Annotated in this window: 17 protein-coding genes and 2 tRNA genes; 11 read left to right on the top strand and 8 right to left on the bottom strand. The window is 65.3% G+C overall.

Annotated features, from left to right (window positions below; translation table 11 throughout):
• Positions 1 to 74 precede the first annotated feature (74 nt).
• Positions 75 to 1,487: an aldehyde dehydrogenase family protein gene (locus GJ700_RS09320; RefSeq protein ID WP_195763840.1), complete on the top strand. Its 1,413-nt coding sequence runs from the start codon at positions 75 to 77 to the stop codon at positions 1,485 to 1,487.
• 29 nt (positions 1,488 to 1,516) lie between these two features.
• Positions 1,517 to 1,897, top strand: a complete 381-nt coding sequence (locus GJ700_RS09315) for a hypothetical protein (RefSeq protein ID WP_154372966.1) — start codon at positions 1,517 to 1,519, stop codon at positions 1,895 to 1,897.
• Positions 1,898 to 1,927: 30 nt separating this feature from the next.
• Here GJ700_RS09315 and clpB read toward each other — a convergent pair whose 3' ends face one another.
• The 7 genes from clpB to GJ700_RS09280 form a co-directional block, all read right to left on the bottom strand.
• On the bottom strand, positions 1,928 to 4,513 hold the full coding sequence (gene clpB, locus GJ700_RS09310) for an ATP-dependent chaperone ClpB (RefSeq protein WP_154372965.1): 2,586 nt from the start codon (positions 4,511 to 4,513) through the stop codon (positions 1,928 to 1,930).
• An 82-nt stretch (positions 4,514 to 4,595) separates the two neighbouring features.
• The gene (gene moaE, locus GJ700_RS09305; RefSeq protein ID WP_154372963.1) at positions 4,596 to 5,063 is read right to left on the bottom strand and encodes a molybdopterin synthase catalytic subunit MoaE; all 468 of its coding nucleotides are present in this window, start codon (positions 5,061 to 5,063) and stop codon (positions 4,596 to 4,598) included.
• On the bottom strand, positions 5,060 to 7,705 hold the full coding sequence (locus GJ700_RS09300) for a DUF349 domain-containing protein (protein ID WP_154372961.1): 2,646 nt from the start codon (positions 7,703 to 7,705) through the stop codon (positions 5,060 to 5,062). The genes moaE and GJ700_RS09300 overlap by 4 nt, the downstream gene beginning before the upstream one ends.
• 108 nt (positions 7,706 to 7,813) lie before the next feature.
• Entirely contained in the window at positions 7,814 to 8,404 is a 591-nt protein-coding gene (locus GJ700_RS09295) for a hemerythrin domain-containing protein (protein WP_195763839.1), read from the bottom strand.
• A 208-nt stretch (positions 8,405 to 8,612) separates the two neighbouring features.
• A complete protein-coding gene (locus GJ700_RS09290) occupies positions 8,613 to 11,009 on the bottom strand; it encodes a bifunctional acetate--CoA ligase family protein/GNAT family N-acetyltransferase (RefSeq protein WP_154372957.1) in 2,397 nt (798 codons plus the stop codon).
• 12 nt (positions 11,010 to 11,021) lie between these two features.
• Positions 11,022 to 12,011: a DUF2804 domain-containing protein gene (locus GJ700_RS09285; protein WP_154372955.1), complete on the bottom strand. Its 990-nt coding sequence runs from the start codon at positions 12,009 to 12,011 to the stop codon at positions 11,022 to 11,024.
• The gene (locus tag GJ700_RS09280; RefSeq protein WP_154372953.1) at positions 12,008 to 13,246 is read right to left on the bottom strand and encodes a winged helix-turn-helix domain-containing protein; all 1,239 of its coding nucleotides are present in this window, start codon (positions 13,244 to 13,246) and stop codon (positions 12,008 to 12,010) included. Before GJ700_RS09280 ends, GJ700_RS09285 begins: the two co-directional genes overlap by 4 nt.
• Before the next feature lie 241 nt (positions 13,247 to 13,487).
• Here GJ700_RS09280 and GJ700_RS09275 point away from each other — a divergent pair, with 241 nt between their 5' ends.
• The 3 genes from GJ700_RS09275 (at position 13,488) to GJ700_RS09265 (ending at position 21,466) form a co-directional block, all read left to right on the top strand.
• On the top strand, positions 13,488 to 16,085 hold the full coding sequence (locus tag GJ700_RS09275; protein WP_154372951.1) for a sensor domain-containing diguanylate cyclase: 2,598 nt from the start codon (positions 13,488 to 13,490) through the stop codon (positions 16,083 to 16,085).
• A 240-nt stretch (positions 16,086 to 16,325) separates the two neighbouring features.
• On the top strand, positions 16,326 to 17,564 hold the full coding sequence (locus GJ700_RS09270; RefSeq protein WP_154372949.1) for an exonuclease SbcCD subunit D C-terminal domain-containing protein: 1,239 nt from the start codon (positions 16,326 to 16,328) through the stop codon (positions 17,562 to 17,564).
• 2 nt (positions 17,565 to 17,566) lie between these two features.
• On the top strand, positions 17,567 to 21,466 hold the full coding sequence (locus tag GJ700_RS09265; RefSeq protein ID WP_154372947.1) for an AAA family ATPase: 3,900 nt from the start codon (positions 17,567 to 17,569) through the stop codon (positions 21,464 to 21,466).
• A gap of 13 nt (positions 21,467 to 21,479) precedes the next feature.
• On the opposite strand, the gene GJ700_RS09260 is transcribed toward GJ700_RS09265, so the two are convergent.
• The gene (locus GJ700_RS09260) at positions 21,480 to 21,662 is read right to left on the bottom strand and encodes a hypothetical protein (RefSeq protein WP_154372945.1); all 183 of its coding nucleotides are present in this window, start codon (positions 21,660 to 21,662) and stop codon (positions 21,480 to 21,482) included.
• 104 nt (positions 21,663 to 21,766) lie between these two features.
• On the opposite strand from GJ700_RS09260, the gene GJ700_RS09255 reads away from it, so the two are divergent.
• From GJ700_RS09255 to GJ700_RS09230, 6 genes are all read left to right on the top strand, one after another.
• The gene (locus tag GJ700_RS09255; protein WP_154372943.1) at positions 21,767 to 22,237 is read left to right on the top strand and encodes a putative metalloprotease CJM1_0395 family protein; all 471 of its coding nucleotides are present in this window, start codon (positions 21,767 to 21,769) and stop codon (positions 22,235 to 22,237) included.
• A 43-nt stretch (positions 22,238 to 22,280) separates the two neighbouring features.
• Complete coding sequence (locus GJ700_RS09250) at positions 22,281 to 22,496, top strand: hypothetical protein (RefSeq protein WP_154372941.1); 216 nt, start codon at positions 22,281 to 22,283, stop codon at positions 22,494 to 22,496.
• Between the two features lie 89 nt (positions 22,497 to 22,585).
• Entirely contained in the window at positions 22,586 to 23,524 is a 939-nt protein-coding gene (locus GJ700_RS09245) for a hypothetical protein (protein ID WP_154372938.1), read from the top strand.
• A 96-nt stretch (positions 23,525 to 23,620) separates the two neighbouring features.
• Entirely contained in the window at positions 23,621 to 24,781 is a 1,161-nt protein-coding gene (locus tag GJ700_RS09240) for a methyltransferase (protein WP_154372936.1), read from the top strand.
• 65 nt (positions 24,782 to 24,846) lie between these two features.
• Positions 24,847 to 24,923 (top strand) — tRNA-Met (locus tag GJ700_RS09235).
• A 121-nt stretch (positions 24,924 to 25,044) separates the two neighbouring features.
• A tRNA-Met gene (locus GJ700_RS09230) sits at positions 25,045 to 25,121 on the top strand.
• Positions 25,122 to 25,177: the final 56 nt, after the last annotated feature.

The raw sequence follows: 25,177 nt of genomic DNA, 5'->3' as shown, positions 1-25,177 counted from the left end.
CAATTTACAAGAATTTATGCGCGGGTGCAGCAATTAGTTTTTAAAATGGCATGGTTCCCACCCGGAGGCTGCCTGTGATCCAGTCCGTGCCATCCACCGTTCATCCTGAAGCCTGGACCCGGCTCGATGCGGTGGTGCGCCGCGCCGACCGCGCCGCCTGCGCCTTTGGACAGAGCAATGCCGCCACGCGTTGCCGCCTGCTGCAGGCGATCGCCGCCGAACTCGATGCGCAGGCCGACGCCATGCAGGATGCCGCGCGGCGCGAACTGGGCGCCGATGCGGGCGCCGTCATGCTGGAGCGGGCCGCGATCCGCCAGCAAATCGATGCGCTGTGCACGGTGTTGCAGCGCCACCACTGGCAACATGCCGCCATCGAGACTGCGCCGCTGCGCCTGTGCGCCCAGCACGTGCCGCTGGGACCGGCCGCAGTCCTGGGCGGCGGCGCCACGCCGCTCCATGGCGCCATCGGTCCCGACGCGCTGGCCGCGTTGGCGGCGGGCTGCCCCGTCATCGTGCACGCGCGCGCCACGCACCCGCTATGCCATGCGCTGGCGGGCCAGGCCGTGCTGCGCGCCGTGCGCGCCGCCGGCCTGCCCGATGGCGTGTATGCGCTGACGCCCGAACTGCCGGGCAGCGTCGATGCGCTGGTGGCGCATCCGGACGTGCGGGCCGCTGCGGCCAGCGACCGTGCGGACGCGCTGCGGCTGATGCGGCGCAGCCTGGAGCGGGCGGAACCGATACCCGTGCTGGCCGAACCGGGCGCCTGCAATCCCGTCTTTATTTTGCCGGGCGCCTTGAATGCGCAAGCCGAACACCTGGGCCAGCAACTGGTGCGCCAGTTTGCCGCCGCGCCGGCCGCGCACCGCCCGGCACTGGTGTTTGCGCTGGACGCCGACGGCTACGTGGATTTGCGCGAAACCATCATCGATGAAGTCGGCGCGCTGCCCGCCATCGCGTTGCCGGACGGGGCGCGCGGCCATGGCCAGCGGGTGGACTGGCTGCTGTCGGCGCAGCGCGTCGCGTTGTTGGCCGAGGGCGCACCGGGCGCGGGCCGGGGACTGGCGCGCCCCATGTTTGCCGAAACCGACGATGCGAATTTGCCAGACCCGCCGCTGCTCGACGATGCGTGTCGCAGCCCGGCCGGATTGCTGGTGCGCTGCCGCGACGAGCACGCGATGCTGGCGGCGGCCGCGCGCCTGGGCCGCCAGCATGCCGCGGTAATTCACATGGCCACGGGCGATGGCGCGGACGACATGGCGCTGGCGGTGAAGCTGTTGCCCCGGCTGCAGCGCATCGCCGGCCAGATCGGCATCAACAGTACGGTGGCGCCACCCGCCTGGCATGTGGCGGCCGCCAGCCAGGCTATCGAACGTTTCCTGCGTCCCGTGGTGTACCAGGACGCCCCACCCATCCTGCTGCCCGCCGCGCTGCAGGACGATAACCCGCTGCACCTGTGGCGCGCGGTTGACGGGGAAATGCGGCACTAGTGCCAACTTTAGCTATGCGGGAGAGGTATATGCGCATCAAGCACATGGAAGAGAAAGTCGGTGTGGCCAAGATCCGTATCCGCCAGCAGCGCAGCTGCACGATGGCGGTGCTGGGTTCGTTCGTGGCAGCGGACAAGCTGCTGAAAAACTGGGCGGCCGCCATGCAGCCGAGCGCCGAATGCGATTTTGAAATCGAATACCTGGACGGCTATACGGTGACGGGCAGCTACCCGATGCGGCAAAAGTGCACCACGCGGCAATCGCTGGGCGCCTATGTCAAGCGGGTGATCGAAGGGGTGTCGGCCAGCGGCCAGCCGGTGGCGATCGCAGGCATGGAAGCGGCAGGCTTCCTGGCGCGCTATGAAGTGGAAGACTTTGCGGAGCGGGACGGACGCCGGAAGGCGGCCTGATATCGTCAGGCCGCCTTCCCTGCGCCACGCTTACTTGGCGAACGTCAGTTCGCCATTGCTGACGTCGACCTTGATCGTATCTTTCGGACCGAAGCGGCCCTCCAGGATCAGTTTCGACAGCGGGTTTTCGATGCCCTGCTGGACGGCGCGCTTCAGCGGCCGCGCGCCGTACACCGGGTCGTAGCCCGCTTCCGCGATCTTTTGCAGCGCCGCGTCGGACACGTTGAAGCCCATGTCCATGCGGTTCAAGCGCTGTTCCAGGATCTTCAGCTGGATCTTCGCAATTGCGCCGATGTTCTTGTCGTCCAGGCCATGGAACACGACGATTTCATCGATGCGGTTGATGAATTCCGGACGGAAGTGGGAACGCACTTCCGCCATCACGGACAGCTTGACCAGCGCCGGGTCGGAATCTTCCATCGACTGGATTTTTTGCGAACCCAGGTTCGACGTCATGATGATCACGGTATTCTTGAAGTCCACCGTGCGGCCCTGGCCGTCGGTCATGCGGCCATCGTCCAGCACTTGCAACAGCACGTTGAAGACATCGTGGTGCGCCTTTTCCACTTCATCGAGCAGGATCACGCTGTACGGCTTGCGGCGCACGGCCTCCGTCAGGTAGCCGCCTTCGTCGTAGCCCACATAGCCGGGCGGCGCGCCGATCAGGCGTGCCACCGAATGTTTTTCCATGAATTCGCTCATGTCGAGGCGGATCAGCGAATCTTCCGAGTCGAACAGGAACGATGCCAGCGCCTTGGTCAGCTCGGTCTTGCCGACGCCGGTCGGGCCGAGGAACATGAACGAACCATACGGACGGTTCGGGTCCGCCAGGCCCGCGCGGGAACGGCGGATGGCATCAGCCACCGCATTGATGGCTTCATCCTGCCCCACCACGCGCTCGTGCAGTTTTTCCTCGATGTGCAGCAGCTTGTCGCGCTCGCCCTGCATCATGCGCGACACGGGAATGCCGGTGGCGCGCGACACCACTTCAGCGATTTCTTCCGCCCCCACTTGCGTGCGCAACAGCTTCGGCTTGTCGGCCGCCTGCGCACCGCCGGCCGCCGATTCGGCCTGCTTCAACTGTGCCTCCAGCTGCGGCAACTGGCCGTATTGCAATTCCGACACGCGCTGCCAGTTCGACGCGCGCGTGGCTTCCTCCATCTGCTGGCGGATGCGTTCGATTTCTTCCTTGATGTGGGTGGTGCCCTGCACGTTGGCTTTTTCCGCCTTCAGCACTTCTTCGAAGTCGTTGTACTCGCGCTGCAGTTTCGCGATTTCCTCGTCGATCAAGTCCAGGCGGCGGCGCGACGCGTCGTCCTTTTCCTTCTTGACGGCTTCCTTCTCGATCTTCAGCTGGATCAGGCGGCGTTCCAGCTTGTCCATCACTTCCGGCTTGGAATCGATCTCGATCTTGATCTTCGATGCGGCTTCGTCGATCAGGTCGATCGCCTTGTCCGGCAGGAAGCGGTCAGTGATATAGCGGTGCGACAGTTCGGCGGCGGCAATGATGGCGGGATCGGTGATGGCCACCTTGTGGTGCAGCTCATACTTGTCCTGCAAGCCGCGCAGGATCGCGATGGTCGCTTCCACCGTCGGTTCGTCAACCAGGATTTTCTGGAAGCGGCGCTCCAGCGCGGCATCTTTCTCGATGTATTTGCGGTATTCGTCCAGGGTGGTGGCGCCCACACAGTGCAGCTCGCCGCGTGCCAGCGCGGGTTTCAGCATATTGCCCGCATCCATCGCGCCTTCGGCCTTGCCCGCGCCCACCATGGTGTGCAATTCGTCGATGAACACGATGGTCTGGCCTTCATCCATCGCCAGTTCCTTCAGCACGGCCTTCAGGCGCTCTTCGAATTCGCCGCGGTACTTGGCGCCCGCCAGCAGGGCCGCCATGTCCAGCGACAATACGCGCTTGCCGCGCAGCGAGTCCGGCACTTCGTTGTTGACGATGCGCTGCGCCAGGCCTTCGACGATGGCGGTCTTGCCGACGCCGGGTTCGCCGATCAGCACGGGATTGTTCTTGGTACGGCGCTGCAAGACCTGGATCGCGCGGCGGATTTCATCGTCGCGGCCGATCACGGGGTCCAGCTTGCCCTGGCGCGCCCGTTCCGTCAGGTCCAGCGTGTATTTCTTCAGCGCTTCGCGCTGGCCTTCCGCTTCCTGCGAATCCACCTTGGCGCCACCGCGCACGGTATCGATGGCCGCTTCCAGCGACTTGCGGGTCAGGCCGTTTTCACGGGCCAGGCGGCCCGCGTCGGACTTGTCGTCCGTCAGCGCCAGCAACACCATTTCGCTCGACACGAACTGGTCGGCGCGCTTTTGCGCTTCCTTGTCCGCCAGGTTCAGCACGCCGATGAATTCGCGGCTGGCTTGCACGTCGCCGCTGTTGCCGGACACTTTGGGCAAGCGCTCCAGGCCGCTCTTGATGGCATTGGTCAGGCCGCCCAGGTTGACGCCGGCGCGCTGCAACAGCGAACGGGCGCCGCCGTCGTCCTGGTTGATCAGGGCCGACAGCAGGTGCAGCGGTTCAATATAGGGATTGTCATTGCCGACGGCCAGGCTTTGCGCGTCGGCCAGGGCTTCTTGTAACTTTGTTGTGAGTTTGTCTTGCCGCATGGTGTGCCGCTCCAGGTCAGTGATGTGTGATCTCTTGCGGACAAGGTAAGGCTGTATGACGGCATTTCAAGTCACTTCAACATTACTCCTGCCATTTCTTCAGCGCAGCATCGTCGCTGACCCGCGCATCGACCCAGCGGGCGCCTTCCGGGGTCTGTTCTTTCTTCCAGAACGGCGCCTCGGTTTTCAGATAATCAATGATGAATTCGCAAGCAGCAAACGCTTCGCCCCGGTGCGCGGACGTGACCGCCACCAGCACGATCTGGTCCAGCGGCTTCAAGGGGCCGATGCGGTGGATCACCAGCGCGCCGTAAATCGGCCAGCGCTGCTGCGCCTGGCCGATAATGGCGGCGATCGACTGTTCCGTCATGCCGGGATAATGCTCGAGTTCCATTTCCGCCACGTGCGCGCCTTCGTTCAAGTCGCGTACGGTCCCGACAAAACTCACGATGCCGCCCACCTTGGCATTACCGGCGCGCAATTGCGCCAGCTCGTACGCCACATCGAAATCTTCGGCCTGGACCCGGACCTGGTTAAAGAACGCCGTCATTTCGCATCCGCGCCGATCCGGCGGAACAATTGCTCGATACGGGACGCCGTGCGGGCATCAGCCAGCGCCGGCATGGCGCACAGTTGCAGGAATTGCGCGGCCTGCGTCAGGGGTTTCTGGCCGGACTTCAACGACGATTGCAACACTTCGACCTGCATTTTCAGGCGGTCGCGGGCAAACTCGGCGCCACTGTCCACGCCGGCAACGATTTCCAGGCGCAACACTTCACTCAGCAACGTGGCGCGCGCCTGTTCCAGGCGGGCCGCATACGCGCTGCGCTTGGCCGCATCGGCGGCGGCCGCGATGCCTGCCGCAAAGCGGCCGTGCAACGCGCGTTCATATTCGGCCGGCAAGGCCGGCAACGCTTTCCAGCGGCCTTCCCAGTCGTCGCCATCGATGGCTTCATCCGCCGTGATGGCCGTTTCCAGCGCCTGCGTCAGGCGCAGCTTGTCGCGCAACGCGTTAGCCTGGGCCGCGCCGGCGCGCTTGCGGATCGCATCGGCCTGGGCCTGGACTGCCGCAATGGCGGCTTTATAGCGGCCATCGATTTTCGCTTCGCTGGCGCGCGGCACGTGGCCGGACGCATGCCAGGCTTGCGCGGCATCGCGCAGCGCCTTGGTGATGGCCGCCATTTGCGCCTTGTCGTCGCCGGTGAACACGGCGTTTTCCAGCTGTGCGCAAATATCTTCCCGCACGTGCAGGTGGGCCTTGCGTTCGTGGTCGGCAGCATGGGCCGATTCCTTGCGCGCGGCAAAGATCGCATCGCAGGCGCCACGGAAACGCTGCCACAGCGCCTGTTCCTGCTTGCGATCCAGCGGCAGCGCACGGGCGAATTCCTGCCACTGTTCCTGCAGGTGGCGCACGGTGTCCAGCGTATGGCGGTCGGTCGGGTTCAGCTTTTCCGTCTCGGCAATCAATTGCTCGCGGCGGGCCACTTCGATGCGGCGCTGTTCTTCCAGCGGGCCCATCATCATGGCCATGGCCTTGTCGAACGCAGTATCGAGCTTTTTCTTTTCCTTGCGGTCAATCGCGCCCAGGCGCCCCCACGCCTGGCGCAAACGCTGCGCGGCCGCGGCCAGTCCCTTGAAATTCGGTTCTTCACCGGCCAGCTCCGCCGCCATTTTTTCCACTTCGGAAATCATGACTTCGGCCCGGGCGGCATTGGTGTGGCGCTCGTCCGCCAAATGCTTGAAGTGCGCGGCGGCGGGCGCATAGGCCGTGGTGCACGCCGTATCGAAGCGTTCCCACAGCGATTTCGGCGCGGCGCCGGACACGCTGTCCAGCGCTTTCCACCGTTCGCGCATGCTGCCGACTTTCTTGGCCAGTTCCGGCATCGACAGCTTTTGCGCCGGCAATTCCTCGACGGCTTTCACGAGCTCTTCGCGCGACACATTGCCGCCCCAGCGGGCCCAGTCGCCCAGGCGCTTCAATTCCGCCCGGATGTGGGCCAGGCGGTCCGCCTGCGCCGTCGACAACCGTCCGGTCTTGGTTTCTTTCAACACCTTGTCGTGGTCGGCTGCGATATGCAGCTGTCCTTGCGACAGCGCCTCTTCCATCTGGTCGACAATCGACATGAAATGGCGGTTGGCTTCGCGGTTGGCTTCCTGCGCCGCCGGCGATTCCTTGCGCGCATCCGCCTTCGCGGCGTGCGGCTGATCCTTATGCTCCTTGGGTTCCTTGTGCTCTTTCTGCGCTTTTTGCGGGTGCGCTTCTTCCTTCACGCGCACCGGCGCCGGCACGCTGGCCAGCAGCGCATCGAATTCCTGCTGCAGCGCGGCCGCCACGGCCGCATCGGCGACTTTCGGCAGCGCTTGCCAGCCGCGCTTCATTTCGTCCGCGTTCAACGCCGCAACGTCCTGCGCTTGCCATCCGGCCAGCGCCGCGCGGCGCGCGCTGACGGCTTCCTGGCCCGCGCGGGCGGCGGCCAGCGCCGTGTCGAAGTCGGTCAGCAAGTGGCGCGGCAGCGATTCCTTTTCCGGCGACGCCACGCGGATTGCATGGTCGGCCGCCAGCGCATCGAGCAGCGCGGGCACGGCGTCGGCCGTGGCGCCGTCCGGCAACTGGCCGGCCGCGATGCGGCGCACCGCCGCCAGCGCGTCCAGCGCGGCGCGCTGCAACGCCATTTGCTCTTCCAGGCGCTTGCCCAGCGCGGCGCGCACGGTGCCGAATTCCTCGGCCAACGCGGGACCGGCCGCGATGACTTTCCATAAGCGGTCCAGCTCGGCTACTTGGTTGGGATTGAGTTTTTCATCTTGCAGCAGCTTGCGGGCCGACGCGATGGTTGCTTCCGCCTGGCGCTGTTCCGCCTGCTGGTGGCGCAAAGCGTCGAGACGGCCTTGCACGAGTTTGGCGACGCGGCGGTCCGTGTTGCGCATCGCTTGCTGGACTTTTTCCAGCTGGGCCTGGTTGTGGACGTGCTCGGCCGCAGCCAGGCGCACGTCGGCAAATTCGCTTTGCAGGATCAGGTCGACGGCGCCCGCTTCATCGTCCCCCAACGCCTTCGCCCGCTCCAGCTGGGCGGCACGGCGGGCAGCAGTCTGCTCAGCTTGCGCAGCGGCCGCAGCGCTGGCTGCGGCCTGCTCCGGATTGGCTTGCTGATCGGACGGCTTGTCGCCGGGACGTTTGAAGAGGAATTCGAACATAATGGGCTACCGGAGGATCTAAAACCACCATGATAGCAAAGTAACGCGTTTTGCTTTGGCGGCCACCCGGATTCGCCCCATGGAGGTCATTCCAGCGGGCGACGCCCGCTATTCCATCATGGCCCGGCGTGCGGATGCGCGCCGTTGGTATTGCAGTTCAGAAACTGGAATGCTGGTTTCCAGCTCATCGTCCGGCATGGCGACCGGCAGCGCCGCCAGCACCGGCACCAGGTCGATGACATTGTCATCGGGCTCGGCCAGCAGCAATTGCTCGGCGGGTGCCGGCAACGCACCGCGGCAGCGGCGGGCTTCCGCCACGTGCGCATCGTGCAGCAGGAACTGGTTGGCGATGGCAAACCAGGCTTCGCCGCCGATGGTCGAGCGGGCGAGGTTGAACAATTCCTTTTCTTCCTTGTCCAGCCGGTTCAGCATGGAGTCGCAGAAGTCATCGATGCGTTCAGCGATTTCTTCGCCACACGCTTCATTGTCCCGCTGCGATTTCGCGACTTGTTCCTGCAACGAGCGGATCACGTTGAGCGCCGTGTCGTTCAGGCGTCCCAGTTCTTCCAGCAATTGATCGGCCTGCTGCGTGGCCTGGCGGATGGCGGGGATCAGGTACATCTCGATCTTGCGCCAGTGGCATGCCTGATACAGGCGGTTCAGCGATTCGTAAGCGAACTCGAGCTGATTAAGCGACATGCCATGTTGCCGCAGCAACGTGGCTTGCACATATTTTTGAAACGATTGCAGGCTGACGCGGATATTAGCTTGCTCTACCGAGAGAGCTACCAAAGTATAAGTGGCCGTTAACATCTTTACTCCAAGCAAGAATCACTCAACACAGCGAGAGGCGGAAGTAAAAGTGTAAAGACTTGCGACTGCTACTTCTTTGACATTGAACAAACCATCAAGAGACTTGCAACCTGATCCGAAGATCGGCCATGCCCGGTTCCAGCGAAGGACTGACGGTACCGCCGAAGCGGCGCACCAGCTGCTGAATACCGCTATTCTCAGACAATGCTTCGCCGACTAGTTCCGCAGTGCCCCGGCCGCGGAAGTAGTCGACCAGCTTTTGAAACAGGATAGCGCCTAGACCCATTCCCTTCAAGTCAGATCGTACCAAAATGGCAAATTCCGCCTTTCTGTTGTCCGGATCTGCAACAGCGCGCACCACACCCAGGGTTTCGGGGGCGCCCGCCGCCGTGGTGCGCGACGCGATGAACGCCATGGCGCGGTCGTAATCGATTTGCGTCAGGCGCGCCAGCTGGTTCGGGTGCAGCTCGCGCAGCGGCGAAAAGAAGCGCAGGCGCACGTCTTCGGGATGCAGGCGGCTGAAAAATTCACGGTGCTGCGGCGTGTCTTCCGGGCGGATCGGGCGCAGCACCAGCGGCGCGCCCTGCCAGTCCACCACCTGTTCCAGTTCCTGCGGATAGGGGCGGATCGCCTGCGCATGGCTGGCGCGCGGCGGCCCCAGTTCCAGCACGGCGTCCAGCGCCAGCACGCCCTGCGCATCGGCCAGCAGCGGATCGAGCGTCAGCGACACCAGTTCGGCGGTATCGGCCACCAGGTCCGACACCTGGATCAGTGCATGGCACAGGGCGTCGATATCGGCCGCGGGCCGCAGCCGGGTCCCGCGCCGCACACCGGCCAGCGCCCGCGCCACGCGGGTGCGCTCCACCAGGTCCCGCGCCAGCACCATGTTCAGCGGCGGCAAGCCGACCGCGTGCTCGTCGGCCAGCCCGGAAACCAGCTCGGCAGCACCGCCGCCCCGGCCGAACCGGATCACGGGGCCGAACATGGCGTCGGTTTCCACGGTAATGGCCAGTTCATGCGCCAGCGCCCGCCCCAGCCGCGCGCCCGGCGCGGCGCCGGGTTCGGCCACCGTGATGCCATAGGCGCCCAGCACGGCGCAGGCATCCGCGCCGTCGACGCGGGTACGGCCCTGTTTCAGGGCGCGGGCAATCAACTCGTGCGCGGCGTCCCGCTCCGGACGGCTGGCGCGCGGCAAGGCGCCCGGCACCTGGTTCAGCTGGTCCTGGTTGCGCCGGTATTGCACCAGTTGCATGAAGCCGTGCACCGCCTGCTCCGGCGTGTCATACGTGGGCAGGCCGGCCTGCGCAAAGACCTGCCGCGCGGGCGCCATCGTGGCGCCGCCCAGCCAGCACGACAGGACGTTCTTTCCCGATGCCTGCACCGGCGCCACCAGCGCCCCGGCCACGGCGGCCGCATCGACCGCGTACGACGGTGCGAACAGCAGCAGCACCGCATCCGGCACCGGTGCGCCAGCGGCTGGCGCCAGGAGCGCCTGCAAGGCCGTCACAAACGCGTCCGCCGGCGCATCGATCGGCAGGATCACGGGGTCACCCGCCAGCTTGCCATCCGCCTGTTCCAGCGTATCGGCGGCGATGCGGGCCAGCGCGCCGCCATTGCAGACGATCGCCAGCGTTTCGCCCCGCAGCGGCCTGGCGCGGGACAGGGTTTCGGCCGCATCGAACAAATCCTCCGTCGCATGCACGCGCAGCATGCCGGCGCGGCGGAAGGCCGCGTCATACACGTCGTCGCCGGGGCCGCCCGGTTTCAGCACGATGACCGGCTTGGCGCGCGACGCGATGCGCCCCGCCGTCATGAATTTGCGGGCGCACACCACCGATTCCACGTACATCAGGATCGCGCCCGTATCGTCGTCATCGGCCAGATAATCGAGCAAATCGCCCAGGTCGATGTCGCCGCGCCCGCCCAGCGATACGCACTTGGCGTAGCCGACGTCGTGCAGGTGCGCCCAATCCAGCGCGGCCGTCATGACGGCGTCCGATTCGGACAGGAAGGCGATGCGCCCGGCCGGCAGGCGCGACGGCGCCAGGCTCGCATTCAGGCCGCTGGCCGGCGCCAGCAAGCCCACGCCACCGGGGCCCAGGATGCGCAGCAAATACGGCTTGGCCGCATCGAGCATGGCTTGCTGCAAGGTCGTGCCATCCCAGCGGGTTTCCCGCTCCAGCCCCGGCGTCAGCACCACGGCCGCGCGCGTGCCCAATTTGCCCAGCTGGGTAATCAAGTCCGGCACGGTGGCGGGCGGCGTGCAAATCACGGCCAGGTCCGGCGCGCCCGGCAGCCGCTCCACGCCCGCGTAGCAGGGAATGCCCAGCAGCGTGTCGTATTTCGGGTTGACGGGCCACAGCGCGCCGGCATAGCCGCCTTCGGCCATATGGTTCAGCACGACCGTGCCGAGACGTCCCGCTTGCTGCGACGCGCCAATCACGGCCACCGACCCTGGATCGAACAATTTCGGGAAATTCCTGATGCTCATGGCACGGCCTCCTCACCACTTCGATGTATGGTCTTCCGTCACTCCCGCCAGATTGCTGACGACGCGCTTGGGCGCATCCGCGCTGGCACGCACCCAGCCGGTAAACGTGCCGATCGGTTGCAAATACTTGCTGGCGGCGATCACCAGGTTCTTGTCCTGCCGCCGCGCCCCTTCCGGCGTGAAAAACAGTTCCAGCAAATCGTCTTCCGTAAAGATATGCCACGTCGACAGCGGATCGTGGCGGTCATAGACAAAATGCGCGGCCGCCAGCGGATACACCTGGCCATCGAGCCACAGCGCATTTTCATTGGCACCGAAATACCCGGCCTGCAAATTGAACCCCAGTTCCAGGCTGTGGCCGGACGCCCAGCGCCACGCGGTATTCCTGGCCAGCAAGCCGTTCGAATAGTCAAAGCTGGCCACGCCGCCATCGAGCTGATACTCGCCCCGCCACAAGCGCACTTCGCCCGTGAGCGGCATGCCGGACGACTTTTGCGTGGCATGCACGGAACCGCCGTCGATCGGCCCCGTGGCCAGCAGCAGCGGCGCCGTGGGCGGCCCGAATTGCGCGTCGATTTCCAGGTACGGCGACACCAGTTCCAGGCTGTAGCGCCCGTCGCCCGCGTGATCGATGGCGATGCGCGTGCCTTTTGCCTTGAAGGTGCTGCGCCCGCCCGCATGGTCCGCCACCCTGGCCGCGATGCCGGGCAAGCCTTCCTGCGAAAAATTGGCCAGCATGTCTTCATCCTTGCGATCGAACGCATAGGCGAAACAGGAACTGATCCAGCCCAGGTCGACAATCGCCACGGCGCAAAACACGTCGTCCGTGGCCAGCGCCACATAATGCCATTTCTTGTGGTGGAAGCGCCGCCACAGCGCGCCCCGCGCATGGCTGCCGGCCAGACGCTGCCAGTCGAATTGCGCTGCCTGGCCGGCAAAACGGCCCAGCAGCGGCATGCCGTCGGCGCCCACGATGGCCGGGGGGGCGGAAGGCAGCATCATGGCGCCTCCTGCGCGGCAGTGCTCAGCGCCGCTTGCAGCACGGCGGCAAATGCCGCCGGCTCGCTGGCCGCCACCCGCACCTGCGGGCAGCCGTGCCAGTTGGCGCAGCGCTGCAAGGCGCCCGCCACGTCGCGCACGAAACGGTCGCTGACTTTCACGCCCGGTTCCAGCGCCACCGACTTCAGTTCGAATACCTGTTCGCGCCGGTGGGCCTTGGCGTCGACCCGGCCCACCAGCGCGCCACGGCGCAGGATCGGCAACGTGAAATAACCATAGCGGCGTTTTTCCGCCGGCGTATAGCATTCGAGACGGTAATCGAAATCGAATAAATCCAGCGCGCGGCGGCGGTCCCATACCACCGGATCGAACGGCGACAATATCGTCGTCGCGGTGGCCGCCAGGCCGCCCTGCGCGGCGCCCGCCGCCAGGTCGGCCAGGTCCGGATGGATATACACCGGGTCATCCCAGCCCTGCACGCGGGCCCGCAACAGCGCGCCTTCGGCCACCAGCGCTTCCGGGTCCAGCCGTGGCGGCTTGGTCCTGAAATAATCGGCAATCCACGACGCCCGCGCCAGGCCCAGCGATTTCACGGTTTTCAGCACGAACGTGCGGCGCACGTCGTCCATGGCCGGCATGTGCCGTTTATCGTCCCAGTCCGGCAACACCCGCTCGGCCAAGTCATACACGCGCTGGAAATTGTGGCGCCGCGCAATCATCAATTGTCCCGCCGTGAACAGCACTTCCAGCGAACGCTTTTCCGGCTTCCACTGCCACCAGCCGCCGCCCTGCCCATCCTGGCGTTCGAAGTCCGACGATTTCACGGGGCCGTGCCTGCGGATATGGTCCAGCACCGCGTCGACGTCGGCGCGCCGTTCCCGCATCCATGTTTCCGAATATTTCCAGCCCATGGCGGCCGGGTCCAGCATGCGGTGCCGGTACAGGCCGTAATCCTCGATCGGCACGAAACACGCCTCGTGCGCCCAGTATTCGAACAGTGCGCCCTCTTCCAGCAATTGCTCCAGCCATGCCGGCGGGTAGTCGCCCAGGCGGCTCCACAGCACCAGGTAAGGGCTGCGCGCGACGACATGGATAGTGTCGATCTGCAACATCGCCATTTGCCGGATGGTGTCCAGCACATCGGCTTTTTGCGCCTTTTTGCGGCGCGGCTGCAACAATCCCTGCGCCGCCAGGTGCAGGGCGCGGGCGGCAGCCACGGTCAGGGTCAATTCAGTCAAGCGCGCTTCCTTTTCACGAAGGGGTCAGCGGGCTATTCTAATGAAGAAACATGGAATGTTTCCCCTAACATTTAGCTCTTTTGGTACACGGAAACGAAAAATCTGCTTTGGCCAGCCTCAATCCATGCGTTTGCGTGCAGAATACCTATATGAGTGAGCGGCCGGCTGGCTGCCGTTGACAAGGGGCCATGTGATCCAGACCGACACCCCAATCCGACACACCCTGCGCAAACTGTATCGGATGATACTGTTGCCCGCGTTCGCGCTCGTGCTCCTGGTGTCGATGTGGACCGCCGTGGTGTACCAGGTCAACCAGGAATACCAGGGCGCCCGCCATGAAGCGGTGGTGCACGCCCAAACGCTGTCGCGCACGCTGGCAGAAAATGCCAGCCACCTGCTGCGCCAGAGCGACCATGCGACCCAGTTGTTCAAGCTGAAATACGAGGAAACCGGCGGTACCTTGCGCCTGGCGGAATTCACCCGCAAAGGTGGCCTGCTCGATTCGCTGATGCCATCCAAGATGCAATTGCCGATTGCCCTGTATGGCGCGGACGGCAAACTGGTCGACAGCCTGCATGGCATCTTCCAGGACGATATCCGCGTGGAGCCGGTATTCCAGGCGCTGTCGCAATCGGCCGAAGACAGTCCGCACGCGTCGAACGTCATGGTCAATTCGCAAACGTCGAAATGGCTGATCCAGATTGCCCGCCGCGTCAACGACCGCCAGGGGCAATTCGGCGGCATCATCATGCTGATGATCGACCCCGCGTATTTCATCGAGGATTACGACCGCCTGCACGTGGAGGAAAACGGCCTGGTGATGCTGGTCAGCCGCGATTCCGGGCTGGCCATCGCCCGCGTCGACGAACAGTTGTATATCACCGACACCATCGACTTCGTCACCAAGGTGGATGCCTTCGGCTCCGCCGACGAACTGGTGCTGCGCCATCCATTCGACGGCGTCGACCGCATCTACAGTTTCCGCGACATGCCGCGCTACCAGTTGACGGCCGTGGTGGGCAATACCGTCACGCATGCGATGGCCCGCTTCGAACGCCAGCGCCGCCTGTATTTCAGCGTGGCGGCCGCCGCCTCGATCCTGGTGTTTATCTTTGCGCTGCTGCTGATGCAGCAAAGCCTGCGCCTGCGCGACAGCATGGAAGAAGCCAACGCGGCCCAGCAAAAATTGCGCGCGGCCGCGGACGCCAGCCTCGACGCCGTGTTCCTGCTCAAGGCTTGCCGCAACCGCGATGGCGCGGTGGTCGACTTCACGCTGGCCGACGTCAACGAACGGGGCGCCGCCATGCTGGGCCACCACCACGATGACGCGGTCGGCCACCGCATCGGCGAACTGGCGCCGACGTGGCGCAGCGAAGGCTTTATCGACAAGTACCGGCAAGTGCTGGAGACCGGCATGCCGCTGGAAGAGGAAGTCGAAACGCACAACCTGCCCGGCCAGGAAAGCGAATCGCGCTGGCTGCGCCACCAGATCGTCGCCATCGACGACGGCGTGGCTGTCACCACCCGCAATATCACGTCGCGCAAGCGGGATGAACTGGCCGCCCGCAAACAGCAGGCGGAACTGCAGGCCGTCAACGATGCGTCGCCACTGGGCTTGCTGCGCGCCGATGCCCAGGGCCATTGCACGTACGTCAACCGCACGTTTGAATCCATCACGGGCCTGACGCGCGAGCAGGCGCTGGGCGATCAGTGGATGGCCGCCGTGCATCCGAACGACCGCGTGGTGTTGAAGGAAGCGCTGGCGCACTTGCGCGACACATTGGAACCGTTCCAGGACACGTTGCGCTGCGTGCATCCAGACGGCCGCATCGTGTGGACGTCGATGAAAGTGGCGCCCATTATCGTCGACGGCCGGATCGAAGGCTTCGTCAGCACCCTCGACGACATCACGCTGATGCGCAAATCCGTGATGGCGCTGCGCGAAAGCGAAGCGCGCCTGCGCACCATTGCCGACACCCTGCCGGCCATGATCGCCTACATCGATTACGACGAAGTGTACCGCTTCAACAATATCGCCTATGAACGGGAGTTTTCGCGCAGCGGCATGGACGTGATGGGCAAGACCGTGCGCGACACCGTGGGCGAACCGCGCTATGCCTTCCTCGAACCCTATATCCGCCGCGTGCTGTCCGGCGAACCGCTGGCATTCGAGGAAGACGACGACAGCACGGGTATCGTGCGCACCTTCGAAGTCAATTACATTCCACAATTCGACGAGGAAGGCGCCGCCGTGGTGGGCTTCCATGTGATGCGGCAAGACATCACGGCGCAAAAGCGCGAACAGCAACGCTTGCTGAAACTGTCGCAAGTCGATGCGCTGACGGGGCTGACCAACCGCGCCGGCTTCCAGCAAAAGCTGTCCGACACCATGCAGTATTGCCGCGACAACAGCGCCCTGATGGCTGTCATGTACATGGACATCGACCGCTTCAAGCCCGTCAACGACACCTATGGCCACAGCGTGGGCGACGCGCTGCTGAAAGCGTTCTCGGGCCGCCTGGCGCACGCGATGCGCGCCACCGACACCATTGCCCGCCTCGGTGGCGACGAATTCACCATCATCATGGAACGCATCAGCAAGCCGGAAGACGCCGAGGCGGCGGCGTTCAAGATTGTCGTCGCCATGCAGGCGCCGTTCGTGCTGGATAACATCACCGTGCACGTGTCGACCAGCATCGGCCTGACCTGGTACCGGGGCGAAGACGTCACCCCGGCCGAGCTGCTGAACCGCGCCGACATGCTGCTGTACCAGGCCAAGCAGGCGGGCCGCAACACGTTCCGCTCCGGCGCGCTGATCCCCGACCTCGACGCGGCCTGACCTCCCACCTGAATGCGGCATCCGTAGGGCGGTTTCCGCGCCAGCGGAAGCCGCCGTGCATACGCCGCCGCTGGCTTTGGCAGCATGGGTCTGCACGCATGGCGGCTTCCGCATTGCGGAAACCGCCCTACGAGATTGCCGTCAACGCGTTCCCACGCAGGTAATATCGACTACCTCATGCCGGCCGCGCGCAGTTTGCAGTATATTGTGCGCTTTTCCGCAAGTTTGACCGGCTTCTCCATGCGCCTGCTGCACACTTCCGACTGGCATCTGGGCCAGTCGCTGCACAATTACGACCGCCACTACGAACACCAGTGCTTCCTCGACTGGCTGCTGGACACCATCGTGTCCGAACAGGCCGACGCGCTGCTGGTGTGCGGCGACGTGTTCGACAATGCCAACCCGTCCGCCGCGTCGCAGCGCCAGCTGTACCGCTTCCTGCGCCAGGCTAAACAGCGCGCGCCGCAGCTGGACGTGATCGTGGTGGCAGGCAACCACGATTCGCCGGGCCGCCTCGATGCGCCCGGTCCGTTGCTGGAAGAGCATGGCACGCGCGTGGTGGGCAATGTGCCGCGCCATGATGACGGATCCATTGACGTGGAAAAACTGGTACTGCCGCTGACGGGCAAGGATGGGCAGGTCGCCGCCTGGTGCATCGCCATGCCATTCCTGCGCCCGGCCGACGTGCCGCGCATCGCCAGCGAAGATGGCGAGCCGGCGGGTGACCCTTACCTGGGTGGCATCGCCCTGCTGTACCAGCAGACGCTGGCCGTGGCGCAGGCGCGCCGCCAGCCGGGACAAAGCATCGTCGCCATGGGCCATTGCCACATGGTGGGTGGCGAAATGTCGAACGAATCGGAACGCCGCATCGTCATCGGCGGCACGGAAATGCTGCCGTCCGGCATCTTCGGGCCGGAGATCGCCTATGCGGCGCTGGGCCATTTGCACCTGGCGCAAGCGGTCGGCAAACAGCCACACATCCGCTACAGCGGCAGTCCCCTGCCCCTGTCGTTCTCGGAAGTGCATTACCAGCACCAGGTATTGCGCATCGATTTGCACGACGGCCAGCCGGCCGCCGTGACGCCGCTGCCGGTGCCGCGCGCGGTCGACATGCTGCGCCTGCCGGAAAAGCCGGCACCACTGGAACAGGTGCTGGAACACCTGGCGGCGCTGGCGCCGCCGGACGTGCCGTTCGAAGCGCGTCCCTACGTGGAAGTACGGGTATTGCTGGACCAGCCGCAGCCGGGCATGCGGGCGAAAATCGAAGCGGCGCTGGACAACAAGGCGGTGCGGCTGGCCCGCATCGACACCTCGTCCGTGCGCCGCGCACCATCGCTCGATGAAGTCACGCAAACGCTGGAACAGCTGGACAAGCTGCAACCGGACGATATCTTCCGGCGCCTGTACCGGCAGCGCTACGATACCGATGCGCCGGCCGACCAGCTGGCCGCGTTTGCCGAATTGATGGCGGGGGTGTAAGCATGCGTATCCTGCGTATCGGCGGTAAAAACCTGGCGTCGCTGGCCAATGAATTTTCCGTGGACTTCGAACAGGAACCGCTGGCCTCCAGCGGCCTGTTCGCCATCAGCGGCCCCACCGGCGCCGGCAAATCCACGTTGCTCGACACCCTGTGCCTGGCCCTGTACGACGCCACGCCGCGCCTGCTGAAAGCCATGCGCGGCAGCATGGTGCCGGACGTGGGCGCCGACACCGTGTCCACCCAGGACACGCGCACCTTGCTGCGCCGCGGCGCGAGCGAAGCCTATGCGGAAGTCGACTTCGTCGGCAGCGACCAGGCCCGCTACCGCGCCCGCTGGTCGGTGCGCCGCTCGCGCAACCGCGCCGAAGGCGCGCTGCAGCCGACCGCGATGGTGCTGCACACGCTGCCGGAACTGGTGCCGGTCGGCAGTACCAAGACTGAAGTGAAGGCCGAGATTGAAAAGCGCATCGGCCTGTCGTTCGAGCAATTCACGCGCGCCGTGCTGCTGGCGCAAAACGAATTCGCCACGTTCCTGAAGGCGGACGACAACGACCGGGGCGAATTGCTGGAAACGCTGACCGGCAGCGCGGTCTACAGCGACATTTCCATGCGCGCTTTCGAACGCGCCAAGCAGGAAACCGCCGCGCTGCAAAAACTCACGGCGCGCCTGGCCGATCAAAAGCCGTTGTCCGGCGAAGAACGCACGGCATTGCTGGCGCAGCGCGAACAGGCCGAACAGGCGCTCGCCGGGCTCGATGCGCGCAAGGAAGGGCTGGAGCAGCGCCAGCGCTGGTTCGAGCAGGCCGCCCGCCTGCAGGCGTCCGAACAGCAGGCGGAAACCCTGCTGCAACAGCGCCGTGACGACAGCGCCCGGGCGCAGCCGCGCCGCGATGCGCTGGCGCGGCTGGACGCGGTGCAGGCGGCCCGTCCGCTGGCGGCCGACGTGGCCCGCATCGAAGCCGACATCGCTTCCGCGCAGGCTGCGCAATCGGCCGGCGCGCAAACCATGGAACAGGCGCTGGCGGGCCACCGCCAAGCCATCGCCGCGCAGCAGCAGGCGGAAGCGGCGCTGGCCCAGGCGGAAAGCGCGCAGCGCAACGCCGGCCCGCAACTGGACCAGGCGCGCGCGCTCGATGCCCGCATCGAAGCGCTGCTGCCCGCGCACAAGCAGGCATCGGCCGTGCTGGAAGCGGCCAACCAGGCCGACGCGCAAGCGAAAACCGCGCTGCAAAACAAGCAAAGCGAACGGCGCCAGATGCAAGCCGCGCAGCAGCATGGCCTGGACTGGCTGGCGCAGCACGCGCCGTGGCAACCGCTGGCGGAACGGTGGGAAAAATGGGACTTGCTGTTCGCGCAGGCGGGCCACGCGCAAACCCAGGCCGACAAGCATGCCAACGCACTGACCACGATCCAGCAAAATGGCGCGCGCTGCCGCGAAGAAGACAGCCGCGCGAAATCCGCGCTGGCGGCCGCCATTGAAAAACTGGATACGACACAGGAACAGCGCCGCCAGGCCGACGCCGCGCTGGCGGCGTTCGATGCGGACAGCCTGCAAACCCATCGCCGCACGCTGGAGGCGCGGCGCGACCAGCTGGCCGGCGCCGATAAATTGTGGAGCGACTTGCAGGGCAAGGCCGAGCGCAACGCGCAACTGGAAAGCCAGGCCGCCACCCTGCGCGCCAGCCGCGCCACGGCGGAAACCGCGCTGGCCGGCGCCCAGCACGAGTACGCCGTCATCATGGCCGAATTCGGCGCGGCCGAAAAAGCGCTGAAACTCGCGCAAGCCGCGTGCGGCGAAAGCGTGGAAAAACTGCGCGCGACGCTGGAAGACGACACGCCCTGCCCGGTCTGCGGCGCGCACGAACACCCGTACCGCCACGACGATGGCGCGCTGGCGTCGATGCTGCACACCTTGCAGGCCGACGTGCTGCACTGCCGGGAAAAGCTGCAAAAGAACGTCGAACAGCAAGCCGCCCAGCGCGCCGCCGTCCAGTCGTGCATCGAGCGCGTGACGACGATCGGCGTGGAACAGCAATCGTTGCAAGGCGTGCTCGCGCAACTGGCGGCAGGCTGGCAAGCCCACCCGCTGGCGCAGGAAGCGGTGCACAGCGCGCCGGACGCGCTGGACCCGTGGCTGGCCGGCGGCGCCGTGGCTGTCGATATCGACCTGGTGGGCGCGCGCGCCACGTGGCTGGCACAAGAATTGTCCGCCGTGCGCCACGGCGTGCAGCAGCTGGAACAACAGGAGCAGGCATGGCGCCGGGCGCAGGCGGCGCGTGACGCGGCGCAAAAAGGCGTCGATTTGGCCACGGCGGAACACCAGCGTGCACTGGCGGCCGCCACGCAGGCGGCCACCGCGCTGGCGCAGGCGATTGCCGATTACCGCGCGCTCGATGAAAAACGCATCGAGACGGCGCAGCAACTGGCCGCCCTTCTCGATGAACTGGACAGCGCGTTCAGCGGCGGCGACACCGCCAACGACGAATGGAAAGATGCGTGGCGCGCGGCGCCGGAAGCGTTCCACGATGCGCGCCGCGCGGAAGCGAAGCAATGGCAGACCCAGCGCACGCAGGCCGACGAACGCGCCATCGCCATCGCGCAGCTCGATATCGAACTGCAGGCGCTGGCCGACGTGCAGGCCCGCACCGGCGCCGACGCCACAGCCGCGCGCGCCGCCTACGCTGCCGCCGACACGGGCGTGCTGACGCTGCAGGAACAGCGCATGGCGCTGTGGGGCGGCAAGGAAGTGCGCGACGTCGAAGTGCAATTGCAAGCCGCCATCGATGCCGCCCGCGCGCGCATGGCGGCGCAGCAGCAAGCCAGCCAGGCCGCGCTGCAACAGCACGCGCGCGCCGAGGAAGCGTGCGCGCAGGCGGCGTCCCGCGTGGCGGCGCTGCGCGACAGCGCACGCAATGCCGAACAGCGGCTTGCGTTGTGGCTGCGCGAATTCAACCGCGAACGCCTGGGCGACGACGTGCTGGAAGCGGCGGCGCCCGCCGTGGCCGACATGTTTGGCGAAGACCAGGGCGAGGCCGCGGTGGCGACCCATCCCGACCTGCTGACCATGGATGGCTTGCACGCGTTGCTGGCGCAGACTGACGCCGATGTGCGGGCGGAACGGGATGCGTTGCAGGCGCTGGAACAGGCTTGCGCCAGCGCGGACACGGTGTTGCAGGAGCGCCGCCTGCAGCGCGAACAGCATGCCGCCACCGGCGACACCGACTACACGGCGGAAACCCTGGCGCATGCCATGCAGGAACTGGCCATGGCGCACCGCCAGGCCGCCGACACGCTGGCGGCGCACCGCCTGTCCATCGCGCAGGATGACGACAAGCGCCAGCGCGCCGCCGCCATGATGGACGAGATCGAAGCGCAGGAAGCCGTGGAACAGCGCTGGGCGCGCCTGGCGGACCTGATCGGTTCCGCGGATGGCAAGAAATTCCGCAACTATGCGCAGCAATTCACGCTGGACGTGCTGCTGGGTTACGCCAACGCGCACCTGTCGCACCTGGCGCGGCGTTATCAACTGGAACGTATTCCCCACCCGAGCAATCCGTCATTGGGATTGCTGGTGCGCGACCAGGACATGGGCGGCGAAACGCGCTCGGTGCACTCGCTGTCGGGCGGCGAATCGTTCCTGGTCTCGCTGGCGCTGGCGCTGGGCCTGGCCTCGCTGTCGTCGAACCGCGTGCGCGTGGAATCGTTGTTCATCGACGAGGGTTTCGGCAGCCTCGATGCGGAAACCCTGCGGGTGGCGATGGATGCGCTGGACGGCTTGCAAGCCATGGGCCGCAAAGTGGGCGTGATTTCACACGTCCAGGAAATGACGGAACGGATTTCCACCCGCATCCTGGTGCAGCCGTCCGCCGGCGGCCGCAGTACGGTTTCAGTTCAGGCGTAACGGCTGTCAGCCATCAGCGCCGCTTGGCGTCCGGGTCCGCTTTCACCAAATCCCAACCCAGCTCGCGGCGAATTTGCTGCGGGTCGGGCGGCGGACGCCGCTCTGCCAGCTTTTTCTGCAACCACTGGCGTACAGCTTCCTTGCTTGGTTGTTTCGAGTGTTCCACAGCGATCCCTCTTGGCTTGAATCCGGTCATCCGGTACCTGTTCAACGTGGGGGCGGCCAGGCAGTTGACGTGCGGGGACCAAATACAACACCTTGTTACAATGTCGTGGTTCCCGGACCGGATTCGTTGCCGCCATGGCGATCAATGCCATTTCATCCAGCGCTTATATACCTGCCGCCGCACCACCGGCAGGCGCGGCGGCGCGCACCGATAAAACCGAACTGACGCCGGAACAGCAGGCGCAAATCGACAAGCTGAAGGCCACCGACACCAAGGTGCGCCAGCATGAGCAGGCGCACCTGGCCGCCGCCGGCGGATTGGCCACCTCGGGCCCCACTTATACGTACCAGCGCGGACCCAACGGCGTCGCTTACGCGGTGGGCGGTGAAGTCAACATCAATACGTCGCCGGGCGCCACGCCGCAGGAAACCATTGCGCGGGCCCAGCGCATCGTGGCGGCCGCGCTGGCCCCTGCCGATCCGTCCGGCCAGGACCGCGGCGTGGCGGCCCGCGCCGCGCAAATGGAACGGGATGCGCGTGTTGAACTGGAGCAAGCTTATTCAACGGATGCGAAGGCCAGGCCTTCCATCGATGTCGAGGCTTGACGTGGAATGCTAAAATCCGCGTTTTACCTGAATTCTTTTCACCATGTCCAAACCAGCGCGTACCCTGACCTTCAAATGTGTCAAATGCAACAAACCAGTGACCTTGTACCTGCAAAAAGTATCGGCCTGCTCGCACATCCAGCCTTACCAGGGCCTGTGCGCCTGCGGTGAATTGCGTTTGCACGCCACCGGAAATGCGGATGCGGTAAAGTCGTTCCTGGAGACGGGTGAAGTGCACCACCATCACCACCACCACTGATTTATTCGCGTCCCGGCGCCCTCAAGTAAACGGGATTTCTGCCGATGTAATAAAGGAAACCAGACAATTGCCCTGCACCGGGTGCTGCGATGACCAACTTAAGCCCACTGAATTCCCGTTCGTTCCTTCCCACCGCCCTGCCTGCCCAGGCGGATAAAGATGCGCGTCCTGCAAGCGTGGACAAGACATCGCTGGTGGAGAAGGCCAAGAATGATTTGGTGTCGCTGTCGAAAAACGGCATCGACTTGCAGCAGCGCGTGGAATCACTGGGCAATTCCACGGTCGACCTGGCGCAAAACCTGATCGGTAGTTTCGCGCAGCAATTGTTTGGCGACGCCGCCAAGGACGCCACGATTTCCTTCGATTCCATCAGCCTGGATACGTCCGCGTCGTACGCGGCGGGTATCCAGCATAGCGAAGGCGCCGGCGGCGTGACCGATGCGGCCGCCCTCAGCCTGTCGGAAAGCTCGCATTTCATCGGCAAGGGCACGATCACGACGGCCGATGGCCGCAAATTCGATTTCGAAGTGGAAGTGCAATACGATTACTCGCTGGAAGCGGCGGCCAGCAAGACCACGTCTGCCGGCGCTGCGCCAGGCAAGAGCGGCGAAGCGCCCCGCTCCGCCGCCGATCCGTTGCCGGAGGTTAAGTTCCCGGACATCCACTTCCCGGGCAGCCTGCAAGACTTGTTCCGCCTGTTCGACAAGCCGCTGAAAACCGATGTGGTAGAGCAAGGCCAGGGCGACGAGCATGGCCAGAAACTGGGTACGCTGTCGATGCGCCTGCTGAACCTGGTCGACAACAAAGGCCCGCAAGATATTTACCATCCGTCGGACCGCTCGAAAGCCGTGGCCAACGCCTATGGCAAGGAAGCGCTGCCGGCCACGCCGGGCGCACTGGCGGAAGCCCAGGCGGATGCGGTAGCCGGCGATGCCGCGGCCCCGGCAACGGACGCTGCTGCCCCGGCTGCGGCGCCAGCCGCCGAACCGGCGCCAGCTGCGGCAGAGTCGCCCGAAAAAACCGCCTGACACCGCGGTCCCTTCACGGTCCCTTATAATAGGGTCCCCCGAACCGCCGCCGCAGCGCGGCGGTTTTGCCGTTTACACCCCTAAAATAAGAATCCCATGGAATCCACCGCGCCCCAACTCATCCACTGGACCGAAAACGGCGAACCCCGCTCGGCCCGCTGGCGTTCCGAAAGCGGCATGCCGCCGCCCAAGCGCGTCGTGATCGCGGACGACACGACCAATGCGGACACCGCCTACCGCCTGGCTTGCGAAGGCACGGCGCTGTTGTGGCGCGGCGATTACCAGAACGCGAAACAATTGCTGCAGGCACTGGCGCGCCGCGCCGACCACAAGGGCGGCGGCAAGCAGCGCAAAGCCAAGGCCGCGAAAACGCCGGCCACGCCCACCGAAGCGTTCCACCTGCACCGCCAGGCGCAGTCGCAGCGGGGCCGCACGCTGGCCATGCTGCTGATCCTGTTCGATGCGGATTACACGATCCCGCTGCGCCGCGCGCCGGACGTGAAAGTCGCGTGCAATGAAGCGTATGGCAAGGGCGAACAACCGTTCATTGCATCGCTGCGCGAATTGCTGGGCCTGATCGGTGCGCACGAATGGCGCCGCAACGGCGTCATGATTCCCGCGCTGGGCGAGCGCATCCATCCGCACTATGGCGTGTTTTCGCCGGTGCGGGGTGAATACGTGGCGCTGGTCAATGACACGCCGCTGCCGCCGAAGACGCAACTGGCGTTCGATATCGGCGTCGGCACGGGCGTGCTGTCGGCCGTGCTGGCCAAGCGGGGCGTGCCGCGCGTGGTGGCCACCGACCAGGACCCGCGCGCACTGTCGTGCGCCAAGGAAAACCTGGCGCTGCTGGGCGTCAATCACCAAGTGGAACTGGTGAAAGCCGACCTGTTCCCCGAAGGCCGCGCCGCGCTCGTGGTCTGCAATCCACCGTGGGTGCCGGCCCGCCCCAGCTCGCCCATCGAATATGCCGTGTACGACCCGGACAGCGCCATGCTGCGCGGTTTCCTCGCCGGCCTGAAAGACCACTTGCTGCCGGGCGGCGAAGGCTGGCTGATCCTGTCCGACCTGGCTGAACACCTGGGCTTGCGCCCCCGCGCGCAACTGCTGGAATGGATCGCCAACAACGGCTTGCGCGTCATCGACCGCCACGACGTGCGCCCGGTGCACGGCAAGGCGACGGACGCCACCGATCCGCTGCATGCGGCGCGCGCGGCCGAAGTGACATCGCTGTGGCGGCTGGCGATTTCCGCATAAGACTGCACTTTGTTATTCTTTTCCTTGCATAAAGACCCGTGACCCGCTATAGTCACGGCCTCAGACGCGGGGTGGAGCAGTCTGGCAGCTCGTCGGGCTCATAACCCGAAGGTCACAGGTTCAAATCCTGTCCCCGCAACCAGATACGGAAAAGCCGTTGATTCTTCGAGGATCAACGGCTTTTTGCTTTCCAGGCCAAATCGGCCGATCGCCGACCGTCCCTTGCGCACCTTGCCCCCAGCATATATAATTGCGGCCTCAGACGCGGGGTGGAGCAGTCTGGCAGCTCGTCGGGCTCATAACCCGAAGGTCACAGGTTCAAATCCTGTCCCCGCAACCAGATACTGAAAAGCCGTTGCCAAGCAACGGCTTTTTTCATTGGTGAACACGAAACCG

Source organism: Pseudoduganella rivuli, assembly GCF_009674485.1.
GTDB lineage: Bacteria > Pseudomonadota > Gammaproteobacteria > Burkholderiales > Burkholderiaceae_D > Rugamonas > Rugamonas rivuli_B.
This window is presented reverse-complemented; position numbering and strand designations above follow the sequence as displayed.

Excerpts from the sequence above, each read along its gene's own strand:
- clpB (WP_154372965.1), bottom strand. The coding sequence starts at position 4,513 with ATGCGGCAAGACAAACTCACAACAAAGTTACAAGAAGCCCTGGCCGAC.
- GJ700_RS09250 (WP_154372941.1), top strand. The coding sequence starts at position 22,281 with ATGTCCAAACCAGCGCGTACCCTGACCTTCAAATGTGTCAAATGCAAC.
- GJ700_RS09240 (WP_154372936.1), top strand. The coding sequence starts at position 23,621 with ATGGAATCCACCGCGCCCCAACTCATCCACTGGACCGAAAACGGCGAA.
- GJ700_RS09285 (WP_154372955.1), bottom strand. The coding sequence starts at position 12,011 with ATGATGCTGCCTTCCGCCCCCCCGGCCATCGTGGGCGCCGACGGCATG.
- GJ700_RS09275 (WP_154372951.1), top strand. The coding sequence starts at position 13,488 with ATGATACTGTTGCCCGCGTTCGCGCTCGTGCTCCTGGTGTCGATGTGG.
- GJ700_RS09260 (WP_154372945.1), bottom strand. The coding sequence starts at position 21,662 with ATGACCGGATTCAAGCCAAGAGGGATCGCTGTGGAACACTCGAAACAA.
- GJ700_RS09255 (WP_154372943.1), top strand. The coding sequence starts at position 21,767 with ATGGCGATCAATGCCATTTCATCCAGCGCTTATATACCTGCCGCCGCA.
- GJ700_RS09290 (WP_154372957.1), bottom strand. The coding sequence starts at position 11,009 with ATGAGCATCAGGAATTTCCCGAAATTGTTCGATCCAGGGTCGGTGGCC.
- GJ700_RS09300 (WP_154372961.1), bottom strand. The coding sequence starts at position 7,705 with ATGTTCGAATTCCTCTTCAAACGTCCCGGCGACAAGCCGTCCGATCAG.
- GJ700_RS09245 (WP_154372938.1), top strand. The coding sequence starts at position 22,586 with ATGACCAACTTAAGCCCACTGAATTCCCGTTCGTTCCTTCCCACCGCC.
- GJ700_RS09295 (WP_195763839.1), bottom strand. The coding sequence starts at position 8,404 with ATGTCGCTTAATCAGCTCGAGTTCGCTTACGAATCGCTGAACCGCCTG.
- GJ700_RS09265 (WP_154372947.1), top strand. The coding sequence starts at position 17,567 with ATGCGTATCCTGCGTATCGGCGGTAAAAACCTGGCGTCGCTGGCCAAT.
- moaE (WP_154372963.1), bottom strand. The coding sequence starts at position 5,063 with ATGACGGCGTTCTTTAACCAGGTCCGGGTCCAGGCCGAAGATTTCGAT.
- GJ700_RS09270 (WP_154372949.1), top strand. The coding sequence starts at position 16,326 with ATGCGCCTGCTGCACACTTCCGACTGGCATCTGGGCCAGTCGCTGCAC.
- GJ700_RS09315 (WP_154372966.1), top strand. The coding sequence starts at position 1,517 with ATGCGCATCAAGCACATGGAAGAGAAAGTCGGTGTGGCCAAGATCCGT.